Origin of the sequence: Brevundimonas subvibrioides (genome assembly GCF_027271155.1) — a bacterium.
GTDB classification, from domain to species: Bacteria; Pseudomonadota; Alphaproteobacteria; order Caulobacterales; family Caulobacteraceae; genus Brevundimonas; species Brevundimonas subvibrioides_D.
This window is the reverse complement of the sequence record NZ_CP114542.1, coordinates 2,339,283-2,355,811: the sequence shown is the minus strand read 5'-3', so window position 1 is coordinate 2,355,811 and position 16,529 is coordinate 2,339,283. Positions and strand designations below refer to the sequence as shown.

At 67.2% G+C, this 16,529-nt stretch carries 17 protein-coding genes and 1 tRNA gene; 8 read left to right on the top strand and 10 right to left on the bottom strand.

Annotated elements, in window-relative coordinates:
* Positions 1 to 11: 11 nt before the first annotated feature.
* Positions 12 to 512 (top strand): CC0125/CC1285 family lipoprotein, encoded by a 501-nt coding sequence (locus tag O3139_RS11845; protein WP_269514275.1) that lies wholly within the window; start codon positions 12 to 14, stop codon positions 510 to 512.
* Here the strand turns inward: O3139_RS11845 and O3139_RS11840 are convergent.
* Complete coding sequence (locus O3139_RS11840) at positions 496 to 1,674, bottom strand: hypothetical protein (RefSeq protein ID WP_269514274.1); 1,179 nt, start codon at positions 1,672 to 1,674, stop codon at positions 496 to 498. The genes O3139_RS11845 and O3139_RS11840 overlap by 17 nt on opposite strands.
* 162 nt (positions 1,675 to 1,836) lie before the next feature.
* Positions 1,837 to 2,271, bottom strand: coding sequence for a DUF2214 family protein (locus tag O3139_RS11835; RefSeq protein WP_269514273.1), 435 nt, complete (start codon positions 2,269 to 2,271; stop codon positions 1,837 to 1,839).
* Between the two features lie 48 nt (positions 2,272 to 2,319).
* On the opposite strand from O3139_RS11835, the gene crcB reads away from it, so the two are divergent.
* The 4 genes from crcB to O3139_RS11815 all read left to right on the top strand — a co-directional run bounded on the left by crcB (position 2,320) and on the right by O3139_RS11815 (position 5,348).
* Positions 2,320 to 2,730 carry a fluoride efflux transporter CrcB gene (gene crcB, locus O3139_RS11830; protein WP_269514272.1) on the top strand — a complete coding sequence of 137 codons (411 nt, stop codon included), beginning with the start codon at positions 2,320 to 2,322 and terminating at the stop codon, positions 2,728 to 2,730.
* On the top strand, positions 2,727 to 3,779 hold the full coding sequence (locus O3139_RS11825; RefSeq protein WP_269514271.1) for an RluA family pseudouridine synthase: 1,053 nt from the start codon (positions 2,727 to 2,729) through the stop codon (positions 3,777 to 3,779). Before crcB ends, O3139_RS11825 begins: the two co-directional genes overlap by 4 nt.
* 136 nt (positions 3,780 to 3,915) lie before the next feature.
* Positions 3,916 to 4,593, top strand: a complete 678-nt coding sequence (locus O3139_RS11820) for an HAD-IA family hydrolase (RefSeq protein ID WP_269514270.1) — start codon at positions 3,916 to 3,918, stop codon at positions 4,591 to 4,593.
* Positions 4,590 to 5,348, top strand: a complete 759-nt coding sequence (locus O3139_RS11815) for an ATP12 family chaperone protein (protein WP_269514269.1) — start codon at positions 4,590 to 4,592, stop codon at positions 5,346 to 5,348. Before O3139_RS11820 ends, O3139_RS11815 begins: the two co-directional genes overlap by 4 nt.
* Positions 5,349 to 5,385: 37 nt before the next feature.
* Here the strand turns inward: O3139_RS11815 and O3139_RS11810 are convergent, their stop codons facing one another.
* Positions 5,386 to 7,503 (bottom strand): DEAD/DEAH box helicase, encoded by a 2,118-nt coding sequence (locus O3139_RS11810; protein ID WP_269514268.1) that lies wholly within the window; start codon positions 7,501 to 7,503, stop codon positions 5,386 to 5,388.
* A 193-nt stretch (positions 7,504 to 7,696) separates the two neighbouring features.
* Between O3139_RS11810 and O3139_RS11805 the strand changes: the two genes are divergently transcribed.
* Positions 7,697 to 10,063, top strand: a complete 2,367-nt coding sequence (locus O3139_RS11805; protein WP_269514267.1) for a pre-peptidase C-terminal domain-containing protein — start codon at positions 7,697 to 7,699, stop codon at positions 10,061 to 10,063.
* Positions 10,064 to 10,286: 223 nt separating this feature from the next.
* Here the strand turns inward: O3139_RS11805 and O3139_RS11800 are convergent, their stop codons facing one another.
* The 6 genes from O3139_RS11800 to O3139_RS11775 all read right to left on the bottom strand — a co-directional run bounded on the left by O3139_RS11800 (position 10,287) and on the right by O3139_RS11775 (position 14,067).
* A complete protein-coding gene (locus O3139_RS11800) occupies positions 10,287 to 10,631 on the bottom strand; it encodes a hypothetical protein (protein WP_269514266.1) in 345 nt (114 codons plus the stop codon).
* A gap of 53 nt (positions 10,632 to 10,684) precedes the next feature.
* Positions 10,685 to 11,041 carry a hypothetical protein gene (locus tag O3139_RS11795; protein WP_269514265.1) on the bottom strand — a complete coding sequence of 119 codons (357 nt, stop codon included), beginning with the start codon at positions 11,039 to 11,041 and terminating at the stop codon, positions 10,685 to 10,687.
* Between the two features lie 136 nt (positions 11,042 to 11,177).
* Positions 11,178 to 11,504: a hypothetical protein gene (locus tag O3139_RS11790; RefSeq protein WP_269514264.1), complete on the bottom strand. Its 327-nt coding sequence runs from the start codon at positions 11,502 to 11,504 to the stop codon at positions 11,178 to 11,180.
* 599 nt (positions 11,505 to 12,103) lie between these two features.
* Positions 12,104 to 12,469, bottom strand: coding sequence for a hypothetical protein (locus O3139_RS11785; protein WP_269514263.1), 366 nt, complete (start codon positions 12,467 to 12,469; stop codon positions 12,104 to 12,106).
* Between the two features lie 156 nt (positions 12,470 to 12,625).
* Positions 12,626 to 12,700: transfer RNA gene (locus O3139_RS11780), tRNA-Val, on the bottom strand.
* Positions 12,701 to 12,777: 77 nt separating this feature from the next.
* Positions 12,778 to 14,067, bottom strand: coding sequence for a dicarboxylate/amino acid:cation symporter (locus O3139_RS11775; protein WP_269514262.1), 1,290 nt, complete (start codon positions 14,065 to 14,067; stop codon positions 12,778 to 12,780).
* Positions 14,068 to 14,097: 30 nt separating this feature from the next.
* Here O3139_RS11775 and O3139_RS11770 point away from each other — a divergent pair, with 30 nt between their 5' ends.
* On the top strand, positions 14,098 to 14,331 hold the full coding sequence (locus O3139_RS11770) for a hypothetical protein (protein WP_269514261.1): 234 nt from the start codon (positions 14,098 to 14,100) through the stop codon (positions 14,329 to 14,331).
* A 43-nt stretch (positions 14,332 to 14,374) separates the two neighbouring features.
* On the opposite strand, the gene O3139_RS11765 is transcribed toward O3139_RS11770, so the two are convergent.
* Positions 14,375 to 15,091, bottom strand: a complete 717-nt coding sequence (locus tag O3139_RS11765; RefSeq protein WP_269514260.1) for an HAD-IA family hydrolase — start codon at positions 15,089 to 15,091, stop codon at positions 14,375 to 14,377.
* Positions 15,092 to 15,173: 82 nt separating this feature from the next.
* Here O3139_RS11765 and glmU point away from each other — a divergent pair, with 82 nt between their 5' ends.
* Complete coding sequence (glmU, locus tag O3139_RS11760; protein WP_269514259.1) at positions 15,174 to 16,523, top strand: bifunctional UDP-N-acetylglucosamine diphosphorylase/glucosamine-1-phosphate N-acetyltransferase GlmU; 1,350 nt, start codon at positions 15,174 to 15,176, stop codon at positions 16,521 to 16,523.
* The last annotated feature ends 6 nt before the right edge of the window (positions 16,524 to 16,529 follow it).

The following is a 16,529-nucleotide window of genomic DNA, read 5'->3' as shown; positions in this document are numbered from 1 at the left end:
GGAATGCGTCCATGATCCGATCTGTCGTCATCGCCGTCGCCGCCCTGTCCCTGACGGCCTGCGCCAGTCTGGCACCCTATGGCCCGCAGGGTGGGCCGGGCGGGCAGGGGTATTCGGAACAGCGGATCGAGAGCGACCGCTATCGGGTGACCTACAATGGTGTGGGTGCCCCGGGGCCGGTGGCGGACAGGGCGCTGCTGCGCGCCGCCGACCTGACGATCGAGCAGGGCTATGACTGGTTCGTGGTCACTCAGCGCTACATCGACGGGCGGCCGGACAGCGCCGGCGGGTTCCGGCCCAGCGTCTCGGTCGGAGTCGGATCAAGCGCGGGACGATACGGCGGATACCGCTATTCGGGCACCAGCACCGGCGTCGGCGTGGGGCTGAATTTTCAGGGGCCGTCACCGACCTCGACCGTTCTGGAGGTCCGGCTGGGGCGCGGGGCCAGGCCGGACGGCGTCGAGGCCTATGATGCGCGCGACGTCCGGTCCTCGCTCAGCGGCCGCGGGTAAGGGCGCGGTATTCGACCAGACGTTCCTTGTCGCGCCGGACCTGGTCGCCGACCGTGTTGTCGACGTCCAGCGAGGCGTAGCGGACCCAGCCGTCGACCCCCAGCTTGTCCTTCACCGCCGCCGTCGGCGTCTGCCAGCGGTAGTAGGACAGCCACGAGACGATCAGGGCCATGACGAGGGCCAGGACCTGCAGCGCGCGGAAGCCGGCTTCGTTGACGGGCGGCGCGGGCCAGAAGGCGAAGACGGCCGCCCAGACCAGCAGGACGAGCGGGGTCGAGATCCGGCCGACCCAGCGCATCCAGTAGCGTTCGCGGCGCACGCGCCACAGCTCCATCTGGGCGTATTTCTCGAGATACTCCATGCGCGCGGCGATCCACAGCACCAGCCGGGTCAGGAACAGGGCCCGCTGGCCCCAGCCCTTGCCGTCGGTCGCGAACTGGGTCTCGGCCTGGTCGGACAGGGCGCGGGCATTGGTGAACAGGTTCTGCAGCTCACGCGTGCGCTGGACGATCTCGCGCGAGAGCTCGTAGGAATCGTTCTCCAGCCGGAAGCGGTACTGGACGAACAGGATCGACGACACGCCGAAGAAGAGGCCGAGGGCGACCAGCATACCCAGTATGGCGAGGCCCAGCCCCTGGGGCTGACCCCCCGTCCATTCGGCGAACAGGCCGGGGCCAAGGATCGCCATGGCGGCGAAGGCGACCAGGGCCAGACCCTGCGTCAGGCGCTTGGTGAGGACGTGAACGCGCAGGGCGTTGAACACGCGGCGGCCATAGCCGTAGATCCGGCCGCGGATGTCCGCCTCGACCGGGAAACGCTCCTCGATCTGGCGGCTGAACAGGACATGGAAACGGTCCGGCTTGTTCTCGGTCTCCCAGAACGGAAAGATATCCAGCGCCTGGTTGAAATACTGATCGATATTGGCCGAGATCGCCGCGATGGCCGCGGGATCCAGGGTGAAATAGTCGCTCTCCTGGATCGGGCGCAGGATGCCGTCGTCGGACACGGCCGGTGTCGGACGCTCGGGCGGGCGTGCAGGCGGCTCGACGCGGCTGGGCGCATCGGCAGCGCCGGGGGGCGGGGCCACGGGCACCGGCGTTGCCGGGCTGTGCGGGATGGGCTCCACCGACGGAGCCGGATGCGCGTGATCGTCGTGCGACATGGCGGACGTTTCGAACCTTCAGACGTACTTTCGGCCAGTATGACAGACCCTGGCCCGTAACCGACGGCGTTCTCTCGCAACGCGAAGCTTGGGTATCGCCGTTAACCGCACCGGGCGGCAAGTGACGTTTTGGTCAGGTTCCCCTGCCCCGAAGAGTCAGGATCAGTAGCGTGCCATGGCTGCTGCGAAGGCGACGAGCGGGAGCAGGAGCAGCACCTCGATCCGGACCCACAGGGCGGCGCGGGAGACCTCGGTCGGGGGCGGGCGGAAGCCGGGGTCGGCCCGGAGCGCGCGGCTCCATCTGACGAACTGGATCGTGGGGGCGATGGACAGCAGGCCGATGACGACGAAGGTGGCGATCTTGGCCCAGAAGAAGGGATTGGCCTGATACGCCACCCAGCCCTTGGCCCCCCAGATCACACGGCAGACGCCGATGACGACGATCAGGGCGGCCACCGCGCCATAGCCGGCGTCCAGCCGCGACAGGCGGGCGATCGGGACCGGATCGGCGCGCAGATATGCCAGCTCCATCGCCAGCATGATCGCCAGTCCGAACACCAGCAGATGGTGGACGATGGCCAGGACCAGATCGAGCATGCACGCCTCCCTGTGCTTTCGGCGATTGCGCGTTATAAGCCCCGGATCATGACACGATTTCTGCTGGTCGCCATCGGCGGGGCCCTGGGCTCCATGGCGCGCTATGGCGTGGGGCTTCTGGCCGGGCGGTTGTTTCCGGCCGGCGCCTGGCCGTGGGGGACGCTGACGGTCAATGTCGTGGGCGGTCTGGCCATGGGTCTGCTGGTCGGGTGGATACGGGCCAGGAGCGCCGGCCATTTCGATCAAGCTCCCTTCGAGAACCTCCGGGTCTTCGCCGCTGTCGGCCTCCTCGGCGGGTTCACGACCTTCAGCGCCTTTTCGCTGGAGACGGTGTCGATGATCGAGCGCCGGGATTACGGACTGGCGGCGGCCTATGTCGGCCTGTCGGTGGTGCTGGCGATCGCGGCGGTGTTCGCCGGGCTGATGGTGGCGCGTCGGGCCTTCGGGGTGGCGGCGTGAGCTACGACCCGAAGGAGACCGCGCCCGAAGCGCCGCAACCCAGGGGGCCGGTCGGGGCGCGCGAGCCGCAGATCCTGTATGTCGCCGAGGCCGAGGACGGCATCCGGCTGGACCGCTGGTTCCGCAGGCGCTGGCCGCATCTGTCGAACATCCAGGTGCAGAAGATGGCGCGCGGCGGCCAGATCCGGGTCGACGGGGCCCGGATCAAGCCCGAGGGGCGGCTGACGGCCGGGGCGGCCGTTCGGGTGCCACCGATCCCCGAGCCGATCGTGCGCGCACCGGGCGAGCATATGGCCCTGACGCCGGCCGACATCGCCTTTGCCAAATCCATGGTCATCTATGAGGACGATCTGGTCATCGCCCTGAACAAGCCGTGGGGCCTGGCCGTGCAGGGCGGGACCAAGACGACCCGCCACGTCGACCGGCTGCTGTCGGCCTGGGGCGAGGGGATGGAGCGGCCCCGGCTGGTGCACCGGCTGGACCGGGACACCTCGGGCGTCCTGCTGCTGGGCAAGGGCCCGGAGGCGGCCAAGCGGCTCGCAGGGGCCTTCGCGCGGCGTCAGGCCAAGAAGACCTACTGGGCCATCGTCATGGGGCTGCCCAAGCCCGCCGACGGCCAGATCAGCGTGCATCTGAAGAAGTCGGGCATCAACGACTATGAGATCATGCGGCCCGCCGATCCGAAGGAAAACGGGGCCGAGCCGGCCGAGACCGCCTATGCCGTCATCAGCCATGCGGCGCAGCGGGCCTCGTGGATGGCGCTGCGGCCCTTTACCGGGCGGACGCATCAGTTGAGAGCTCACATGAAGGCGATCGGCCATCCCATTCTGGGTGATCCGAAATATGGGGACGAGGCCTCGGGCCAGCTGAGCGGGCCGCTGAAGCTGCAGCTGCATGCGCGGCGGATCGAGCTGGATCATCCCTCGGGCGGCACCCTGGTGGTCGAAGCCCCGATCAGCGCCGAGCTGCGGGCCGGTTTCCAGCATTTCGGCTTCGACGAGGGCGAGGCGGACCACGATCCGTTCGCAGGTGTGAGGCGGCAGCGATGAGCGTGATCCTCACCCGTAGGGGGGGGACCGCGGAGCGGTGGAGGGGGCCAGCCTCGGACACCGGCTTCGGATCAGGCCCCCTCCGTCGCGGCGCGAAGGCGCGCCGCGCCACCTCCCCCGACGGGGGAGGATTTCGATGAAGCGACCCCTTGCCGTCTTCGACATCGACGGGACGCTGGTCGACAGCCGGGCGTCGATCCTGCAGGCGGCTGTTGAAGCGTCTCATGCGCTCGGCTTGCCTGAACCCGAATACGATCGCGTACGCCAGATCGTGGGCCTCAGTCTGGTAGAGGGACTGAGGGTCCTGGAGCCGGGTTTGAATGACCGCGACCTCATGCGCTTCGTTGAGGCCTTCAAGAGCGTCTTCCTGCGCATGAACAGCGACCCGGACTTCCACGAGCCGCTCTACGACGGCGCGATGGACCTGTTGCGCGGTCTGCACCGCGACGGCTGGCGATTGTCGCTGGCGACGGGGCAGAGCCGGAGGGGTGTGGCGCGAAACCTGGCGCGGGAAGGCTGGGGCGAGCTGTTCGTGTCGTCGCACTGTGCCGAGGACGGGCCGGGCAAGCCGGACCCGGCGATGCTGCGGGCGGCGATGGCGGCGGCGGGGGCGGATGCGGCCGCGACGATCATGATCGGCGACACGGCCCACGATATCGCCATGGCGCTGAATGCCGGGGTCCGGCCGCAGGGCGTGGGCTGGGGCTTTCACACGCCGGAGGAACAGATCGCGGCGGGTGCGCCGCATGTCGCCACCGACTTCGCCGACCTGGAGGTCGCGCTGGACCGTTTCGCCTCGAGAGCCTTCGCATGAGCCACATCCCGCCGCTGGACCCCCGCGTCGCCGCCAGGAAGGGGTTTCGCGAATCCGAGGAACGGCTGAAGCGGTTCTGGACGAACGCCTCGGTCGAGCCGGACGAGGGCGGCCATGTCGTGCTGCTGGACGGGCGCGCCCCAAAGACGCCCGCGCACGCCCGCTTCGTTCTGCCGACCGAGGCGGCGGCGCGGCTGGTCGCCGATGAATGGGCCGCCCAGGGCGAGTTCATCGAACCGGGCACCATGCCCGCGACCCGACTGGCGGCCACCGCCATCGACCGGGTCAGCCGGACGCGCGAGCCGGTGGCCGACGAGATCGCGTCCTATGTCGGGTCGGACCTGCTGTGCTACCTGGCCGAACACCCGACCCCTCTGGTCGTCGAGCAGACGCAACGGTGGGCCCCGTGGCGCGTCTGGGCGGCGGCAGACCTGGGCGTCCATGTCGAGGCGACGCAAGGCATCATCCATCGGCCGCAGCCGCCGGAGAGCCTCGACCGCGTGCGCGCGCTGGCGCTGGCGCTGGATGACTTCGCCCTGACCGGGCTGGCCACGGCCGTGCCGCTGTTCGGCAGTGCGATCCTGGGGCTGGCGGTGCAGCGCGGCGCGCTGGACGGCGCGGCAGCGTTCGAACTGAGCCGCCTGGACGAGGCGTTTCAGGAACGCCAGTGGGGCGTCGACGCCGACAACGCCGAACGCACCGAGGCCCGCCGCGCGGAGGCGGCGTTGCTGGAAAAATGGTTTCAGGCTTTGTGACCTGCATCCTTCTCCCGCAAGGGGAGAAGGGACTACTTTAGCCGTTCGGCTTCTTCTTGTTCTTGAACGGTTTCTTGTCGCCAGCGGGCTTTGCGGCGGGCTTGCCGCGGGCGTCCCGGGTGGCCCAGGGGCGGTCGCCGCCCTTGGGTTTGCCCTTCCAGGGCTTTTCGCCCGGCGCTGAAGGCGCGGCGTCGCGGTTGACCCAGGGTTTCTTGCCTTCGGGCGTCGGGGCGTCGGCCGTGCGTTTCACCCAGGGCTTCTTCGCCGGTGCGTCGCCGGTCTCGACCTTGCCGGCCCAGGGGGTGCGTTCGACGGCCTCGGGCTTGTCGCGCTTGACCCAGGGTTTCTTCTCGAAGGGCGGCTTGTCGCCACGAGGCGCGCTGTCTCGGGGCGCGCGGTCGCCTTCGGTCTTGTTGGCCCAGGGCTTGCGCTCGGGACGTTCGGGGCGGTCGCCGCCGACCGGCGTCTTGTCCCAGCGGCTGGCGGGGCGTTCCTTCGGTCCGGGCGCGACGGCGTCCTGAACGGTCACGCCGTCCTCGGTCGAGGCCGCGACGGCGGCCTTGAACCGGGCCTCGGCCTCCCTGGTGATCTCGAACTTGGTCTCGCGGTCGAAGATCTTGATCGAGCCGATGTCGCGCTTGGTGACATGGCCGATGCGGCAGATGGTCGGTAACAGCCATTTCGGATCGGCGTTCTTGTCGCGGCCGATGTTGATGCGGAACCAGGCCATGTCGCCGCCCCGGGCGAAGTCCTGGAACGGCGCGTCGGTCTGGCCGCGCTCGTTCCGGCCGGTCTCCTGCTGACGCTTCATGCGGTCGTCGTCATAGACGTCCTCGGGCGCGGGCAGCTTCTGGCGGTACAGGCGGATCAGGGAGGCTGCGACCTGTTCGGGTGTGGTGCGCTCCAGCAGCAGGCGGCCCAGCTCCAGCGCCTCGGCATCCTCGACCGGGGCGGTCAGGGCGGGGTCGGCGAGCAGGCGTTCGCGGTCCTTCTCCAGGATCATCCCGGCCGACGGCGGACCCGACCATTCGGCGACGATGGCCGCCGACTGCAGCATCAGCTCGACCTTGCGCCGGCGGGTATAGCTGACCAGCAGGACGGAGACGCCCTTCTTGCCGGCGCGACCCGTCCGGCCTGAGCGGTGCAGCAGGCCGGCCTTGTTGACCGGGATCTCGGCATGGATGACCAGACCCAGGTCGGGCAGGTCGAGACCGCGCGCGGCGACGTCGGTGGCGACGCAGACCCGGGCATGGCCGTCACGCAGGGCCTGCAAGGCCTCGGACCGCGCGCTCTGGGTCAGTTCGCCGGACAGGCCGACGACGGAGAAGCCGCGTTCGCGAAGGCTGGCGGTCAGGTGCTTCACCCGCTCGCGCGTGTTGGCGAACACCAGGGCGCCGGGGGCCTCGAAATAGCGCAGCACATTGACGACCGCGAGTTCGATCTCGTTGGGCGCGCAGCGGATGGCCTTGTACTCGATGTCGGCGTGGGACTTGGTGCCCGACACGGTGTCGATGCGGACGGCGTCGCGCTGATAGGTCCGGGCCAGCTGGACGATGTCGCGGGCCAGGGTGGCGCTGAACATCAAGGTGCGGCGGGTCGGCGGGGCGGCCTCGAGGATGAAGGTCAGGTCTTCCTGGAAGCCCATGTCGAGCATCTCGTCGGCCTCGTCCAGCACGACGGCGCGGGCTTCGGACAGGTCCAGCGCGCCGCGTTCCAGATGGTCGCGCAGGCGGCCGGGCGTGCCGACGACGATGTGGGCCCCCCGCTCCAGCGCGCGACGCTCGACCTTGGGGTCCATGCCGCCGACGCAGGCGACGATCCGGGCCCCGGTCTGGGCGTACAGCCAGGTCAGTTCGCTGGCGACCTGCTGCGCCAGTTCGCGGGTGGGGGCGATGACCAGGGCCAGGGGGGCACCGAAGTCGGTGAACCGCTCGGCCTCGCCCAGCAGGGTGGGGGCCAGCGCCAGGCCGAAGGCGACGGTCTTGCCCGATCCCGTCTGGGCCGAGACGAGCAGGTCGCGGCCAGCCCCGGCCTCGACGCCGCCGTCGTCCGACAGGGCGGCTTCCAGCACGGCGGCCTGGACCGGCGTCGGCTCGGCATAGCCGCGTTCGGAGAGAGCGCGGTCGAGCGCGGGATGACTGGCGGGAAAGGGCATGGGGTTTCCGTAGGGCGCTTCGCCCGGATTGGCGAGGCTGCAGGTCGTTTTGGGAGGGCGGGGCCTATGCTCCCCGATCAAGGCCGAATGGTGGTGGTGGCCAAATGATGTCGAAATCTGACCCCGGGTACGCGACGGGATGACAGCGCAGCCTGTGACGGGCAGTGTGCCGCCGTTGTTCGGGGGAATCTCTATGCGCAAGCTGCTGTTTTCGACGGTCCTTTCGGTCACCCTGGCGGGCGGGTCATTGCTGACCGGTCCGGTCTGGGCCCAGACACAGCTGCGGCCGGGCGGGCAGACCCAGGGCGAACTGGGGCGCGGGGACGACCAGCTGGATTCCGGCGAGTTCATCGACATCTATGAGGTGCAGGGCCGGGCGGGTCAGCCGCTGTCGGTGACGATGCGTTCGGACGACTTCGACACCTATCTGATGGTGCGGGGGCCGGGCGACTTCGAGGAAGACAACGACGACGGCGGCGACGACGGCACCAACTCCATGCTGGACGTGCGGCTGCCGGTCGACGGGACCTACCGGATCACGGCGACCAGCTATGAGCCGGGCGAGAGCGGACGGTATTCGCTCAGCCTGGGCGCAGGCGGCAATGGTCCGCGTGGCGGCAACATGGGCGGAGACGCGGGCGGGGGCACCCTGTCGCCCGATCGCCCGGCCAGCGGTGTCCTGGCGTCCGGCGACCGGACCCTGTCGACCGGAGAGTTCGCCGATATCTGGAGCTTCCCGGTGCGGCGGGGCCAGACCTATTCCGTCAGCCTGAACGCCAGCGACTTCGATCCCTATCTGATCCTGCGCGGACCGGGCGGCCTGTCCGAGGACAATGACGACGACACCGGCCAGCGCGGCACCCGCAACAGCCGCATCAGCTTCACCGCCCCGGCCGACGGGACGGTGAATGTGTCGGCCACCAGCTTCGCGAGCGGCGAGACGGGACGTTATCAGATCGCGCTGGAGGAGGGCGGTCGGGGTTCGGGCGGGCCGGGACGGCCTCAGCAGGGGGCCTATCAGCCGCCCGAGCGGCCCGTGCAGGGCGCGATCACCATCGGCCAGACGGTCAGCGGATCGCTGGGGCGCGGCGATCGCCAGCTGGATTCGGGCGAATACATCGACACCTACACCGTGCGGGGACGCCGGGGTCAGCAGCTGGACCTGCGCCTGACGGGCGACGGCTTCGATCCGTATCTGGCCATTCAGGGCCCTGGCGGGTTGTCGGAATTCAACGACGACGACTCCGAAGGCGAAGGTCTGGACAGCCGCCTGTTCGTGACCCTGCCGGCGGACGGCGAGTATCGGATCACGGCCACCAGCTATGAGGCCGGGGAGGCCGGGGACTATCGGCTGAGCGTCGTTCCCGCCACGGGCCGTGCGCAGCCCGGACGGCCGCAGCAGGACAGCTATGTCGAGAACGACCGCGGTCGCCAGAACGTGGCCGGCGGCACGATCCGTATCGGCGACACCGTGGGGGGTGTGCTGCAGTCCGGCGACGACCAGCTGGAGTCGGGCGAATACGTCGACACCTTCACCTTCCGGGGCCAGCGCGGCCAGCGGGTGGCGGCGGAGCTGACCTCCTCGGCGTTCGACGCCTATGTGCTGATGACCACGCCTTCGGGCGAGCAGCTGGAGAACGACGACGGCGAGGACGGGACCAACAGCCGGCTCGATACGGTCCTGACGGAAGACGGCGAATACACCGTCGCGGTGACCAGCTATCAGCCCGGCGAGACCGGATCGTATCGCTTCAGCGTGGTTCCCAGCCGGGGGTCGCAGCGTCAGGCCGCCGTGCCGGGCGGTCCGCGCGTGTTCGCCATCATGGTCGGCATTTCCGATTACGGCGATGAGGCCAACAACCTGCCCTATACCGACGAGGACGCCGAGAAGCTGGCCGAGACCCTGGACCGCGAGGGCGTGCTGAACGCCTCCAGCGTGGTCCTGACCAATGCCGAGGCCACGGTGGCGGGGGTGCGTCGCGCCTTTACCCAGGTGGCGCGCGAGGCCGGGCCGGACGACATGTTCCTGTTCTTCTTCTCGGGCCACGGCAGTCAGGAAGACTCCGTCACCAGCGCCCAGGAGCCCGACGGACGCACCGAGTCCATCGTGCTGAGGGACGGCGAGATCACCGATCAGGAGATGGCCCGGCTGTTCAACAGCCTGGATACCCGGCTGTCGCTGCTGGTGCTGGACAGCTGTTTCTCGGGCGGCTTCGCACGCAATGTCGTGGACCGGCCGGGGGTGATGGGTCTGTTCAGCTCGGAAGAGGACCTGACCAGCGCGGTGGCCGACAAGTTCGAGGCGGGCGGCTATCTGTCCCATTTCCTGCGCGCGGGTCTGGCCGGTGATGGCGATGGCGACGGCGACGGCGCGGTGACGGCGGGCGAGCTGGCCACCTATCTGCGGGCCCAGTTCGTGGCCGAGGTCCAGGGCGTGGAGTCCGAGACCATGGAGGGTCAGCGCAACTACCAGAACCTGGTCATCGACCGGGGCGGCGTGCAGATCGACGACATCGTGCTGCGCCTGGTGTCGAACGGGTCATGGTCGGGCGGTCTGTAGGCCGGCCAGCCACAGCGGCGCGCCCGGGGACCGAGAGGTGCCCGGGCCGTTGGAAAGCGATCCCTGCAGCTTAATGGCCGGGCGATCGGGTCCACGCCTTGGGGGATCTGTGTCCCGCCAGGGGCGCGGGCCGCGGATACCGGACCCTGCGTTGGCGACGGTGGGGCGCAGGCCTGGCGCTGGCCCCGCCCCCTCCTGGGTCAAGGGAGCCGTGCCGTCGTGTTCAGAGACGGCTGGCCAGGCTCAGGCACTTCAGAAAATCCTGCCTCGGAAAGTGTCCGCCCCGGCTGGCTGCCCGTTCTGCGTCCCGGCGGGATTCAATTTCTCTTGCCACTATGGGACCTGCAATCCCGACTTCCGCGCCAAGTTCACCCGCCTTGCGTTGCAAGGTCATCAGCGCGCCATGGAAAGCTTCATAATCGCCGACATCATTCTCGTTGAATTCGCGAAAAGCATCCTCGACAAGACGTGCAAGGCCTGCGCACCGGACGGTGTTTTCATAGGTCGGAGCAAGCTCATCGCCCTGTGAACTTGAGATGGTAGCGATGGCCAGAAAAACGTCGAACATGCCGCGTCCCTTGTTTATTTGGAATTTATTGCTCAGATGCGCTGTTCTTGAGCTCACTGGCTATGCAGGCACCGCGCTAAAATAGGTGGAGCCAGGTGCTGTCCACTGTTGATTATATCAAGTATTTGAGCTCGACGCGTTTGATATAAATCCTCCGCCTGGCGGTCACTATAGCCGATTTCTCGAGCAATTTCGGTCGCTTTACGCTTGAAATCAGATGCCGCTGCCTCACCTGATCCACTAAATCCGTGATCATCCAGAGTCGTCGCGTCAAAGGCTTCGTGAACCAGACTGAGCACCGCTGCGCATTGCGTGGCATGGTCAAGGTTCATTTCAAGTTCATCATGCCGGGCACGTTCATCGCTCTGAGACCCAAAGATGGCAATAACGGCCAGAAGAACGTCAAGCATATCTAACTCCTGAGTGTGGACATGTGTTTCCTGACTGACATCTGACATCGCGCAGGGAAAGCGGTGGAGTGTTTCTCCGGGTCTATCGACCTGATGACATCCGGGATCCCCCGGGGGCCGATGTATCTGCGCCCGACTATCGTCTCAGGACACAGAGCGCGTGGGGCATATCGACAGGATCAGGCTGGCCGGTGTAGCGCGGCCCTTTCTGGAGACTGCATTCGTCGTCGAGCGCATAACGCGGGATTTCAACTCTATGATCTTCAAAGGCAGGATATCCCGAATTGAACCGACAATACATGTTGTCGCCGATCTGTTCTGGTTCCGCAGTTTCACCATACTTGCGACGGCATAGTTCGTTCCAGTCGAAGGGAATGCTGTCCTGACCCGAGTCCTGAATCCTGGCTACGGATGGCGCAGCCGGTGCGGCCAGGGCCAGCACGGCGGACAGGGCAAAAAGCACGCGTCGAGATGGCATCCTGATCCCTCATGACGGACGGCCCGACCCCCGGACGAGGCGATGTCAGCGCCTGTCCCGATCGGCATCTGGCCGCAGTTGATCTGGCGAATAGTGTTATCCAAGCGGTTTCGCCGGTCAAACAGTCCGAACCTGACGGGTCGGTGCGACGTGCGCCAGATCATGCGGTGGCCGATCGCGCGCCTGACTGCCGGACCGTCATGCCTTACCTGGGGCGTTCAACCAGTATATGGCCGTTAGAGAACCGCAGTGTCAGGCACTTCTCCCAATACTGGCCAGGAAAACCAGAAGCCCGGATGGCTCGCAATTCTGCGTCTCGGCGGCCATAAATATCGTTAAGGGTGTGGCCGCCTGACGGGCGGCGTTCCTCAGCCCCGAGGTAACCCGCTTCTGTTGTCAACGCTCGCGATGCGTAACCATAGTCAATCCTGGGTCCATCGTATTCAGCCCAGCCCTCTGCCAAAATGCTGGCCAAGGCTGCGCATCGGACGGTGTTTTCATAGTTTAGCGCAAGTTCATCATCCTGTGAACTTGAGATGGAAATAACGGCCAAGATTACGTCGAACATATCAAACTTCTTTGATTTATCGCATCCCGGAAGATCGAGAATGTTCGAGAAGTTCCATGCACCGTTCGTCATTTACTGAACTAAAGTGTTCGGGCGGTAAGCCTTGGCTGACGGCGCGTTCTTCGGCAGCGCGCATGGTCCTTATTCGTGATTCCACTGCCAGCTCAATATTGAAGTCACTAATGCCGGCATTGTGGCCGTGAAAAATCACTGCCGTTTCCATCAAATATTCAGGTTCAGACATCGTCAGATTGTTCTGATTGCCAAACCGTTCCCGGACCATATGTTCATGGGCTGCGCACTTGACAGCGTCGTTATAGTTCAACTCAAGATTGGTCTGTGAACCCGAAATGGCCACGACGGCCAGAAGCACGTCGAACATATCTACCTCCTGATTTCGATCATCCGGTTTTCTGAACGGCGCACGACATCGCGGACCGGGCAGTGAACAGTGTTATCGAGGCGGTTTCGCCGGTCAAACCGTCCGAACCTGACGGATCGGCGTGACGCGCGTTTCATCGGTCCAGGACGGAATGAATGGTGGATGCGACAGGGATTGAACCTGTGACCCCCTCGGTGTGAACGAGGTGCTCTCCCGCTGAGCTACGCATCCATCTCGGGCCCGGAACGGCAATCGGGCCAATCGGGGAGGCGGGGACATAGCCCGCTCCCCGGCAGGTGGCAAGAGGATCAGATGCCGGCCGCGACCACCGTGTCGGGCCGCTCGGCGTCCGGGTCGCCGGGCAGCCAGGCGACGTGGCCGTCATAGATGCTCTGGTTCAGGATGCCCTCTTCCTTCGCCACCAGAACGGGGACCAGCATCTGGCCGGTGACGTTGGTGGCGGTGCGCATCATGTCGATGATCCGGTCGATGGCGACGATATAGCCGATGCCCTCCAGCGGCAGGCCGGCCGTGGACAGGGTCAGGGTCAGCATGACGATGGAGGTGCCCGGCACCCCCGCCGTCCCCAGCGAGCCCAGGATCGCGGTCAGGCCGATCAGGACATACTGGGTGATCGTCAGGTCGATGGAGAAATACTGGGCGATGAAGATGGAGGCGATGGCCGGATAGATGGCCCCGCAGCCGTCCATCTTCACATTGGCGCCCAGGGGCACGGCGAAGGCGGCATAGGCCTGGGGCACGCCGAGGCGCTCGACCGTCTGGCGCAGGGTGATCGGCAGGGTGCCGAGCGAGGAGGAGGTGGCGAAGGCCGTCTGTTGCGCGGCGAAGGCTCCTCGGAAGAAGCTGGCGGCCTTCAGCCCGTGCAGCTTCAACAGGCCGGAATAGACGATGAGGATGTGGAACAGGCAGGCCGCATAGATGGCGAGGATGAACTTGCCGAGCGGCAGCAGCGCCTCCCAGCCATAGCCGCCGACGACCGAGCCGATCAGACCGAACACGCCGAACGGGGTCAGCTGGATCACCCAGCGGGTGATGCGGAAGACGATGGCGGCGCCTTCGTCGACCAGCCGTCGCGCCGTCTGGGCCCGGTCGCCCAGCGCCACCAGGGCCGCCCCGACCAGGGCCGAGAAGAAGATGATCTGCAGCACCTTGCCCTCGGCCAGGGCGGCGAAGGGATTGGTCGGGACGAGGCCGATCAGCACCTCCAGCGGGGTGGGGATCTCGCGCTCGCGCACCTCGCCCAGCGGCAGGTTCGACAGGCCGAGGCCGGGATTGATCAGGTGGCCGAAGGCGAAGCCGACCAGCACGGCCAGCAGGGAGGTGATGGCGAACCACAGGATGGTCCGCGCCCCCAGCCGGATCGCACCCGCCCCCGCCCCGAGTTTCGCGATCGAACTGGCGATGGTGAACAGCACCAGGGGCGCGACCACCATCCGGATCAGGTTCAGATAGATGTCGCCGATCGGCTGGAGCCAGACCTCGGCCCGCTCGCGCAGGATCAACCCGGCGACGATGCCGAGCGCGAACCCGGCAGCGGTGCGCTGCCACAGGGGAATGGCGAAGAAGCGAGCGAGCATGAGGCGGTCTTTCCGGGAAGGAGCCGCAACATGTTGGCTGGCGGGTCGGACAGCAACGGGCGTCGCGACGAGGAATTCTATCAACGCCGCCTGCGATCCTGTCGCGCGTCAGCGATGGTGGCTGATCAGCCCGATTCCGGCTGCGAACACAGCTACAAGCGCACCGATCACGGTGACGCGGTTGTGACGATGCAGATAGGCGACGATCTCTCCGAACACAGGCTTCTCCTCTTCGGTGATGAGAAGCCTGACAGGAAAATCTGAATATCCGGTGAGGGGCCTCCAGCCGGGGCGCCCCGCGGCCGCCTCAGCCCCCGAACATCGCCTTGTTCACATAATGATCGACCACGATCATATCGACGGCCTCCTCCACGTCCTCGAAGGCATCGACGATGATGTCGCCGCCCAGATCCTCGACGGGGACGGGGGTGTAGCCGAAGCTGACGAGGATGCAGGGAATGCCGGCGTCCTTCGCCGTGCCGGCGTCGGGGGCCGCGTCGCCGACCATGATGGCGCGCCGCGGGTCGCCGCCGACCGAGGTGACGGCCTCGATCAGGTGGGCGCCCGAGGGCTTCTTCTCGCTGACGCGGTCGGGTCCGACGATGGCGGCGAAGTGGCGGGTCAGGTCGATCTTGCCCAGCAGCAGTTCGGACAGGTCGCTGCGCTTGTTGGTGACGACGACCAGGGTCGCCCCGCGCGCCGACAGGGTCTCCAGCGTCTCGACCACCCCCTCGAACGGCGTGGACTCGTCGGCGATGTGTTCGATGTAGTCGGCGATGAAGGCGTCGAACAGGTCCGGGTCGCGGGCCTGTTCCAGCGGCGCGCCGGCCAGGGTGAAGCCGTGTTCCAGCAGGGCCCGCGCCCCGCCCCCGATCAGCGCGCGCGCGCCCTCCATGGGAGCGGGCGGCAGACCCTTGCACACCAGCATGCGGTTCAGGGTGCCCACCAGGTCCTGATGCGTCTCGACCAGGGTGCCGTCCAGGTCGAAGGCCAGGGTCCAGCCTTCCAGGTCGCGTTCGATCATGCCCACATCTCCTGCCCGGAGCCTCCCGTCCGACCCCGGGATGGGCTAGACCTCGCGCGTTGACTAGCCGCCGGACCGATTCATGACCACTCCCCATCCACGCGCCGCCATCATCCTCGCCGCCGGTCAGGGCACGCGGATGAAGTCGCCGGTGCCCAAGGTGCTGCATCCGGTCGGACACCGCGCCATGCTGGACCACGCCATCGATGCGGCCGAGGCCCTGGGCTGCGAGCGGATCGTGGTCGTGGTGGGGGCCCATTCACCCGAGGTGCGGGCCCATGTCGTCAAGCGGCTGGGCGAGGATGCCATCGCGGTCCAGGACCCGCCGCTGGGCACCGGCCATGCGGTGCGCGCCGCGGAGGCCGTGCTCGGCGACTTCGTTGGCCAGGTGGTCGTCACCTATGGCGACGTGCCCCTGCTGCGGGCCTCCGACATCGAGGCGGTGTTCGGGGCCCATGACGGGGTCACCGTGATCGGCTTCGAGGCGGCCGATCCGGGGGCCTATGGGCGACTGGTCATGGACGGCGACACCCTGACCGCCATCACCGAGGCGAAGGAGGCGTCGGCTGAGGTTCTGGCCCTGACCACCTGCAACTCGGGCGTCATGGCCGCGCCGGTCGGCCTGCTGTTCGACCTGCTGGCCGAGGTGACCAACGAGAACGCCAGGGGCGAATTCTACCTGACCGACGTGGTCGAACTGGCCCGCAAGCGCGGCGCGCCGACGCGGGCGGTGATGGCGTCCGAGGACTCTGTCATGGGGGTGAATGCGCAAGCCGAACTGGCGACCGCCGAGGCCCTGTTCCAGAAGGTCCAGCGCGAGACCTTCCTGGCCGCCGGGGTGACGATGAGCGCGCCGGAGACGGTGCATTTCGCCTGGGACACGCGGGTCGGCGCGGGGACGGTGATCGAGCCGTTCGTGGTCTTCGGCCCGGGTGTGACGGTCGCCGAGCGCGCCCGCATCCGCAGCTTTTCGCATATCGAGGGGGCCACGGTGGCGACGGGGGCCGAGGTCGGTCCCTATGCGCGGCTGCGGCCCGGCGCGGATCTGGGCGAGGGGACGAAGGTCGGCAATTTCGTCGAGGTCAAGAATGTGCGGATGGAGGCGGGGGCCAAGGCCAACCACCTGTCCTATCTGGGCGACGGCTCGGTCGGGGCGGGCGCAAACATCGGCGCGGGCACGATCTTCTGCAACTACGACGGCTTCAACAAGGCCCGGACAGTGGTGGGCGAGGGGGCCTTCGTCGGCTCGAACTCGGCGCTGGTGGCACCGGTGAGCATTGGCGCGGGGGCCATTGTCGGCTCGGGTTCGGTGATCACCGAGGATGTGCCGGCCGATGCCATGGCGCTGGGGCGCGGGCGTCAGGTGAACAAGGACGGGGCGGGCAGGGTGTTTCGGGACAAGGCGAGGGCGAAGAAGGAGCGCGGGTCGTGATCCCTC